General features: G+C 74.2%; 2 pseudogenes. Both read right to left on the bottom strand.

Features of this window, described 5'->3' with window-relative positions:
- Positions 1 to 81: 81 nt before the first annotated feature.
- Positions 82 to 381 (bottom strand): annotated as a pseudogene (locus FV223_RS29030) (FAD-binding protein); the annotation flags it as partial.
- Between the two features lie 102 nt (positions 382 to 483).
- Positions 484 to 783, bottom strand: a pseudogene (locus FV223_RS31045) (lipopolysaccharide biosynthesis protein); the annotation flags it as partial.

The following is a 783-nucleotide window of genomic DNA, read 5'->3' as shown; positions in this document are numbered from 1 at the left end:
GCGGTTCTATTCCGTGCGCGTGCGCCTCGACGAGCCGTGGATCCGCCACGGCCTCGACCGGGCCTACGCCATCCTCGCGGCGCTGCCCATCAGGGCCCGGGCGTCCATCGGCTCGAACGGCAGCATCTGGCCGCGCGCGGCGAGCAGCGCCTGGACCTCCGAGAGCGGCGTGCCGGCGCGTGCCGCGATCACCATCTCGGCCGGCTCGTACAGGGTGATCCCGGAGAGCGCCCGCGCCGACAGGGTCGCCTCGTCCTGCGCCGGCCGGCCGATCCCGGCCATGGTGTCACCGCCCACGAGGCGCAGAGGCTCGGACCGGCCGGCGGCCGCACCGACGATCTCGGCCGCCTCGCCCTCGTCGCGGGGCTCGTAGAATGGCATCGTTTCCTGCCCGGTCGCGTGTTTTCGGCGGATGCCTTCTGCGCGGCATCCTTGTGGCCGCGATCATGCGGGATCGCGGCCACCTTGCAAAGTGGAACCGCTCTACTCTGCGGCCAGGGGATGGGCGGAACGGACGCGCCCGGCCACCTGGCTGCGCAGGCCGGCGATGTCGAAGATCCACACCACGGCCGCGTAGAGGCCGGCGCCGAGCGGCACGGCGAGACCGAGCGCGAGCGGCGGATCGAGATGGCGCAACGGCGCGAGCGCCAGGGCCATGGCGCCGCAGGCGGCGCTCGCAGACAGGATCTCGCTCCAGGGGAGCACGAGCCGGTCGCGTCCGGTCAGGGCCCGCACGGCCAGCCAGGCGAAGGCCGCGCCGAGCGCCAGCGTCTGGGCCAGCGC

The sequence above is a fragment of the Methylobacterium sp. WL116 genome, from assembly GCF_008039455.1.
In the GTDB taxonomy this organism is placed as follows: domain Bacteria; phylum Pseudomonadota; class Alphaproteobacteria; order Rhizobiales; family Beijerinckiaceae; genus Methylobacterium.
The sequence above is the reverse complement of the archived record's forward strand: the minus strand, read 5'-3'. Positions and strand labels throughout refer to the sequence as shown.